A 7,272-nucleotide genomic window follows, 5' to 3' on the forward strand; every position below is an offset into this window, starting at 1 on the left:
CCTGTTTGGTTTTCTCAGCAAAAACCATTGTAATACAGGTTAGGAACCCCTTTTACTTAAATTACACACAAAAGCATACAACAACGCAACCTGCCTTTATTTGACACCCTTCTTATTTTATGTTATTATCAAAGTCCGCTTTAAAAATTACAGGAGGTTGTTATGATTTTAAAATTAGGTCTGCCAAAAGGAAGCCTGCAGGAATCAACATTTAACATATTTAAAAAGGCCGGTTTTAACATAAAATCGGACTCAAGAAGCTATTATCCGGCGGTTGACGACGAAGAATTGTCAATAACCCTTGTAAGGGCGCAGGAAATGGCAAAATACGTGGCCGAAGGCATTTTTGACGCGGGAATGACAGGCGAAGACTGGGTGGCTGACAGCGGGGAGTCGGTTAAAAAAGTTGATAACCTTGTCTACGGGAAAGTGGGTATGAGGCCTGTACGCTGGGTGCTTGCGGTGCCGGAAAATTCAAAAATAAAATCCGTTAAAGACCTTGCGGGCAAACATATTTCCACGGAACTTGTAAACACCACGAAAGCATACCTTAAAAAACATAAAGTAAAGGCTGATGTAAGTTTTTCCTGGGGGGCGACAGAAGCAAAGCCGCCTCATCTGGCTGATGCCATTGTGGAACTTACGGAAACAGGCTCTTCGTTAAGGGCGAATAAATTAAGGATAGTGGATACCATAATGGAATCAACCACCGTTATGATTGCCAATAAGGAATCCTGGAAAAACGAATGGAAACAGAAAAAAATAAATGACGTCCTGCTTCTTTTAAAAGGCGCCTTAAACGCCGGTGAAAAAGTGGGTGTTAAAATGAACATTCCGGAGAGCAAACTTGGGTGTGTTCTGGAACTGCTGCCTGCGTCAAAAAGGCCGACCATATCTTATCTGATAGGCAAAAAAGGCGAAGAGCAATGGGTTGCCATTGAAGTGATTATGGACGAAAAGAAAGTAAGGCCGCTTATTCCAAAATTAAAGGAACGCGGTGCGCAGGACATAATAGAATACCCGCTTAATAAAGTAATTTACTGAAGAGGCGCTGATGTTTTTAAAAAAAATTCTTCTGGCGGCGGTGTTTCTTATCTGTGTAATCCCGCTTTCGAATGCCGCCATACTGGATGATACGGATTTCTATTACTCGGTCACAAGCTCTGCCGAATATGCCGAAAGCAGCAACATGCCTGTTTTTGAACCTGTTAAATACGGAAAGAATAATCTTATAGAGGATGCGAAAGTAAGCCTTGTGCAGGCCGTCCCGTTTGGATTTCTGCTGTCCACGCTTTATATCACCGCGGCGGAAGCGATAAGCCAGAAAACTTTCAGCGTTAAAATGAAACCGGTTCAGGAGTATATGCCGGTTTATTATACAGTAATCGGCGGGCTTGCCGCGGTAACCACAATTGTTAATTTTGTCTGGTATTTTGAGTACGAAGACTCCGAAAAGGAGGTAATTAATGACGGAAAAACGCCGGAAACAGATGAAAAGGGCAAGAATAACAATTAACTTTAATAATATGATGCCGGAAAAAATAGGTTCTGAAGGCATTCGTGCAGGCGATATAAATAAGCTTAAACCCGTCATTAAAAAGGCCGGCAGAAATCTTCAGGAAAAAAGGGACGACGGAAAGCTGGGCTTTTTTTACCTGCCTTATGACACAAAAATAAAAGAAGACATCAAAAAAACCGCGCTTGCGATAAAAGATAAATTTGAAAATTTTGTGGTCATAGGCACCGGCGGCTGCGCGCTTGGGACAACCGCCCTTCACAGGGCGTTATCGCACCCTTTTTATAATCTGCTGCCGGATAATAAAAGAAAAGCACCCAGGTTGTTTGTTCTGGATAATCCTGACCCTGCGGCTGCCGCGGGAATCTTTGACATCATAGACATAAAAAAATCATGCATAAATATAATAAGCAAGTCCGGCGAAACTCCGGAAACGGCAGCTTTTATGAAAATATTCTGGAAAAAACTGCTTGCGCAGATGAAAGAAGAAAAACTTAAGGAGCATATAATAATCACCACGGACAGGATTAACGGGCCTTTAAGGCCGCTGGCGGCAAAATATAACCTTATGTCTTTTGCTGTGCCCGATAATGTAGGGGGCAGGTTCTCGGTTCTGTCTGCTGTAGGCCTGCTTCCGCTTGCGGTGTGCGGGGTCAACATAGATGAACTTTTAAAGGGCGCGGCGTATATGGATACAATGGTTTCAGACGGCACAATTTGGAATAATCCCGCTTATATGTCGGCTGTCCTGCAATACATATCCGCGGCCAGGTATAAAAGAAATATAAGTGTAATGATGCCATACGCTGACGCGTTAAAAGATGTTGCGGGATGGTACGGGCAGCTGCTGGCGGAATCTTTAGGAAAAAAATTTTCGCGCGACGGCAGAATTATAAACTGTGGAATTACGCCGGTTAAAGCGCTTGGCGCGTCTGACCAGCATTCGCAGTTACAGCTTTACATGGAAGGCCCTTATGACAAAGTAATTACTTTTATTAAAGTGGAAAAATTCAGGGAAGATATTGATATCCCGTCAAATTTCAATGAATCGGAGGCGCTGGGGTATTTAAGCGGGCATAAATTAAGCGACCTTTTAAATGCGGAACAATCAGCAGCGCAAAAAACGCTTGCGGACAGCCAGCGGGCAAGCATAACAATAACCCTTCCGGAAATATCAGAATTCACAATGGGGCAGCTTATTTATCTGCTGGAAGTGCAGACCGCGTTTCTGGGAGAACTGTATAATGTAAACTCCTATGATCAGCCCGGGGCGCAGGCGTGTAAAGACGCTGTTTTTGCGCTTATGGGCAGAAAAAGCCATAAAGAAAGGTTAAAACAGTTAATGGTAAAAAAGGACAAAAAGGCGTATATTATTTAAAAGGTTATTATATAAAAAAATATCACTTGAAAGGATAAAAAACATGGCAGAGGTAAAACCGTTTTCATCAGTGCACTATAACAGCGAGAAAGTGGATATGGCAAAAGTAATTATGCCGCCATATGACATTATCAGGGATACTTCCGTTTATTATTCAATGTCGCCGTATAACGTGGTGCGTATTGACAAAGGCAACGAAGAATCCGGCGATAATGATTCTCAAAACAAATATACCAGGGCGGCGGCAAATCTTAAAAAATGGATATCAGAGGGCGTGCTTATCCGGGATAAAGAGGAGTGTTATTACCTTTATACTCAGGAATACTTAACTCCCGACGGGACAAAGCGCGAAATGGCCGCGTTTTTTGGGCAGGTAAAACTGGAAGAGTTTGAAAAAAAAGTGGTGCTGCCACATGAAAAGACCCACAGCGGCCCAAAAGTTGACAGGCTTTTGCTGATGAGGCAGACTAAAGCCAATACAAGCCCCATCCTGTCGCTGTATTTTGACGCTGAAAAGAAAGTGGACGAGATAATAAGAAAGCACATAGGGGATGACAAACCTTATTATGACGTAAAAGCGGCCGACGGGATAAGGTACAGGATTTACAGGGTGACTGATAAAAATGAAAAAGAAAAAATATCATCTTTTTTTGCAGGCAAAAAACTGTTTATAGCGGACGGGCATCACAGGTATGAAACCGGCATTAATTTCAGAAACGAGATGAGGGAAAAAGGGGCAAAGCCCGGCGCCGCGTATGACTACATTATGATGTGCCTGATAAGCATGGAGCATTCGGGGATAAGCATACTTCCGACGCACAGGATTAAAGCCAAATTTAACCCTGATATTCTTGGCGCCGCGGAACTTGAAAAGTTTTTTGAGGTAAAGAAATGCGCTGATGAAAAAGAACTGCGTGAGATTATGGTAAATTCCGCGGGCAAAAAGATAATAGGCATTTTTGGAAAAGGCATGTGCCACGCGTTAACCCTTAAAAAGAAAGAATACGCGAAGATAGTGAATTTAAGCGAGCACATAATGGACTATTATCTTCTTGACGCTTCAGTGCTTCATAAACTGCTTTTTGAACGCATTCTTAAAATGGATGAGACCGCTATAAACGAAGGTATTGACTACACTCCGGATATAGACGAAGCTATAAAAATGGTGTCTTCGGGAGGGTCAGAAATAACATTTCTTCTTGGGCCGGCAACTGTGGAAGAAGTAAGGATAATTTCAGAAAACGGCGAGGTTATGCCTCAGAAAAGCACTTATTTTCTGCCTAAACTTGCCACCGGTTTTTTAATCAACAGCATGGAGGAATAAAAAACTGATGCAGGACGATCTGTTCTCCGCGGGTACGCCGGAAAAAGATAAATACAGGCCGCTGGCCTACAGGATGCGGCCCGCAAACCTTGATGAATTTTCAGGGCAGGAACAGGCTGTAGGAAAAAAAGGGTATCTTAGGGGATTTCTTGAAAAAGGAAGTATTCCATCAATTATATTCTGGGGGCCGCCGGGCACCGGCAAGACCACTCTGGCGATGATTATTGCCAAACACATAAACGCGGAATTTATACCTTTGTCCGCGGTTAACAGCGGCACAAAAGAAGTGAAAGAAGTCCTTGAAAAAGCCCGCCTTAACCATGCAAGAGGCAAAAAAACCATTATGTTTATTGATGAAATACACCGTTTTAATAAGTCCCAGCAGGACGGTTTTTTACCGCACGTTGAAAACGGCACAATTATTCTGATAGGCGCTACCACCGAAAACCCTTCTTTTGAAGTAAATTCCGCTTTGTTGTCAAGGGCAAGGGTGATAACGCTAAAACCCCTTGAAGAAGAGGATATCAGGCAGATAGTTTTAAGGGCGGTCAATGACAAAGAACGCGGCCTGGGAAAAAGAAAGATTGGAATACATGATGATGCGTTTAAGGTGTTTGACCTGTTGTCAAACGGCGATGCAAGGACGGCTTTGAATATCCTTGAAATGATAGACAATATGAAGACAGAAGAAAGTTATGAGATAACCGTTGATGACATAAAAGAGGTTACGGAAAAAAACACCCACTTCTATGACAAGGGCGGGGAAGAGCACTACAATATAATATCCGCGCTTCATAAAAGTATGAGGGATTCAGACCCGGATGCTGCCGCGTACTGGGCTGCAAGGATGATGGAATCGGGAGATGTTCCTTTATACGTCGCGCGCCGAATAATAAGGTTTGCCAGCGAAGACATAGGCAATGCGGATACCAACGCGCTTGTTGTCGCTTTGGCCGCAAAAGAGGCGTACGATTTTCTGGGCAGCCCGGAAGGCGAACTTGCAATAATACAGTCGGCTGTATATATGGCAACCGCGCCAAAAAGCAACGCGGTATACATGGCGCACAACCTTGTCAAAGAAGACCTTAAAAATTTCAGGGATGACCCTGTTCCTATGCATATAAGAAACGCGCCTACCAAACTTATGAAAGACCTTGGGTACGGCAAAGGGTATAAATACGCGCACGATTACGAAGGCCATTATGTAAAGCAGGACCACCTGCCGGACAGGTTAAAGGGCAAAAAATATTATGAACCCACCGACAACGGCGCGGAAGCTGATATTAAGGAAAGGATGAAAAAATGGCAAAGCGGCTCCTGATGCTTTTGCTTTTTCTTGCCGCGGGATTAAATCTGTCCCTGGCTGAAGAACCGAAAATATCAGAAAATGAAATTATGCAGGTAAGGGTTAAAGAGATACATTTTTTTGTCACCCCCACCTTTAAATTCGTGCTTCCTGATACAAGCATAAAAATGGGAATAGTTCAGGATTTTGACAAATCAAAACTTGAAGGTTCCACGGAATATAATTATGTTTACAGCAAGATGAATTACCTGGTTAAATACAGTTTAAATTTCAATTTTCCTGTATCCATAAGCCTTTATGACAATATCTGGTTTGAACGCATTTTTGAAAAAAAGAAGTATCTTCAGCGTAACAGGGGGGTAAGAGTAGGGCTTGAAACTCCCGAATTTCTTCAGTTTTTCAGTGTGAAAGAGTCAATAAAAAGGGAAACTTATTATTTTGCCGCGCTTGATGAAAGCGTAAGTACTGACGGCGGAACAATTAATATCTGGGACAGCGTTTTGGAAGTTAAAGTTAAGGATCAGCTGCAAGGCAATGACTTTTTAGCTTCCGTGCATTTTGAAAAGGGCCTTCCGGGAAGTGAATCAAAATATAATTACCTGTATCTTAACCTTGACGCGGCAAAAAGTTTTACGATAAACGGAAGTGACAGGTTTTCCATTTCGGCGGACGCGGGTTATGTGCTGGAACGCTATGACCTTCCTGCGTGGAAACGGTACTCGCTTGGCGGCTATGATTCCCTTTGGGGCTACAGGGTGGATGAATTCTACGGGGATTACAGCTTTAAATGCAGGTTCAGGTACGACCATAAGATTTTTGATAATATAGGGTTTAAAGTGATGCTGATGGAGCTGACATCTGTAAATGGGTTTATTCTGATTGATATGGGCAACACCGGTGATATCTGGCAGATGCAGAAACTTGACCAGTACAAGACAGGCGCGGGCGGGGGATTGGAAATAAACCTTGTGTATAATAAAATGAATAAATTCAAATTATCTGTGGCTTTGGCGCAGGCAATCAACGGAAACAGCGTCCCGACGTTCTATTTTGTATATGATATACTGTAGAAAGTGCAGTGTTTATGTCGTGTCAGATGCAGGTAATTTTTCTGCGATATGTTTAGTTTGTTTTATTTGAATTTGTAAGGACGGCGCTCCTGCGCTGTTCGGTAGTTTTATTTGTCTTGGCAGTGGTAGACGCGGGTCTTCAGCCCGCGGTAGTTGGTTTTGATCTGGGTTTTGGTAGCCGCGCTTTTTAAGGCGAGTTGTTTATATTTGTTTTAAATGTCATTCAAAAAACGGGTTGTGTTTGGCCCGTTTTTTATTTTTTTTCGTCTTTTATTCTGTACCTGCGAACTTTAATTTTTGTCCCGGTAGCCGCACCCCTTATTTTAAGCAATAAGCAGACAGGCAATTAAGCATAAACGAAACATATTGTCCAAACCGAAAACCTATCCCTCCGTCCTTCTGATCTTCCGCGGTTAAGCTTCTGCTTAACTGCCTATAGCTTAAACCGCTACTCTCTTCTGTCCCTCGGATTTATTTATGGGATAGAAGTTTATTGTTTAAGCACTCTTCCGTCCCTCCGTGCATCCGTCCCTCCGTCCCTCGGCCTTTATCTATTGGATATGGGATAAAAGTTTATGGATTAAGAGCTGTTGATACTGTCAAGTATTGTGTGTAATTAAAAAGATTCATAAAAGGGGTTCTCTCCTGTAGTTGCCAGATTTCTTTCTAAAATAAGCA

At 42.7% G+C, this 7,272-nt stretch carries 6 protein-coding genes; all 6 read left to right on the forward strand.

Annotated features, from left to right (window positions below; all coding sequences use genetic code 11):
• The first annotated feature begins 162 nt into the window (after positions 1–162).
• The 6 genes from JXR81_09900 to JXR81_09925 are packed head-to-tail and all read left to right on the forward strand — an operon-like array spanning position 163 to position 6,594.
• The gene (locus tag JXR81_09900) at positions 163–1,044 is read left to right on the forward strand and encodes an ATP phosphoribosyltransferase (GenBank protein MBN2755155.1); all 882 of its coding nucleotides are present in this window, start codon (positions 163–165) and stop codon (positions 1,042–1,044) included.
• A 10-nt stretch (positions 1,045–1,054) separates the two neighbouring features.
• Complete coding sequence (locus tag JXR81_09905) at positions 1,055–1,516, forward strand: hypothetical protein (protein MBN2755156.1); 462 nt, start codon at positions 1,055–1,057, stop codon at positions 1,514–1,516.
• Positions 1,467–2,894 (forward strand): glucose-6-phosphate isomerase, encoded by a 1,428-nt coding sequence (locus tag JXR81_09910; protein MBN2755157.1) that lies wholly within the window; start codon positions 1,467–1,469, stop codon positions 2,892–2,894. Before JXR81_09905 ends, JXR81_09910 begins: the two co-directional genes overlap by 50 nt.
• A 43-nt stretch (positions 2,895–2,937) precedes the next feature.
• Complete coding sequence (locus JXR81_09915; GenBank protein MBN2755158.1) at positions 2,938–4,218, forward strand: DUF1015 domain-containing protein; 1,281 nt, start codon at positions 2,938–2,940, stop codon at positions 4,216–4,218.
• A 7-nt stretch (positions 4,219–4,225) separates the two neighbouring features.
• Positions 4,226–5,539 carry a replication-associated recombination protein A gene (locus tag JXR81_09920; protein MBN2755159.1) on the forward strand — a complete coding sequence of 438 codons (1,314 nt, stop codon included), beginning with the start codon at positions 4,226–4,228 and terminating at the stop codon, positions 5,537–5,539.
• Positions 5,521–6,594: a hypothetical protein gene (locus JXR81_09925; protein MBN2755160.1), complete on the forward strand. Its 1,074-nt coding sequence runs from the start codon at positions 5,521–5,523 to the stop codon at positions 6,592–6,594. The genes JXR81_09920 and JXR81_09925 overlap by 19 nt, the downstream gene beginning before the upstream one ends.
• The last annotated feature ends 678 nt before the right edge of the window (positions 6,595–7,272 follow it).

Source organism: Candidatus Goldiibacteriota bacterium (assembly GCA_016937715.1).
Taxonomy (GTDB): Bacteria; Oederibacteriota; PGYV01; order PGYV01; family PGYV01; genus PGYV01.

What these genes read in the sequence shown, in the direction of transcription:
- JXR81_09920 (MBN2755159.1), top strand. Translation starts at nt 4,226, where the DNA reads ATGCAGGACGATCTGTTCTCCGCGGGTACGCCGGAAAAAGATAAATAC.
- JXR81_09915 (MBN2755158.1), top strand. Translation starts at nt 2,938, where the DNA reads ATGGCAGAGGTAAAACCGTTTTCATCAGTGCACTATAACAGCGAGAAA.
- JXR81_09905 (MBN2755156.1), top strand. Translation starts at nt 1,055, where the DNA reads ATGTTTTTAAAAAAAATTCTTCTGGCGGCGGTGTTTCTTATCTGTGTA.
- JXR81_09900 (MBN2755155.1), top strand. Translation starts at nt 163, where the DNA reads ATGATTTTAAAATTAGGTCTGCCAAAAGGAAGCCTGCAGGAATCAACA.
- JXR81_09910 (MBN2755157.1), top strand. Translation starts at nt 1,467, where the DNA reads ATGACGGAAAAACGCCGGAAACAGATGAAAAGGGCAAGAATAACAATT.
- JXR81_09925 (MBN2755160.1), top strand. Translation starts at nt 5,521, where the DNA reads ATGGCAAAGCGGCTCCTGATGCTTTTGCTTTTTCTTGCCGCGGGATTA.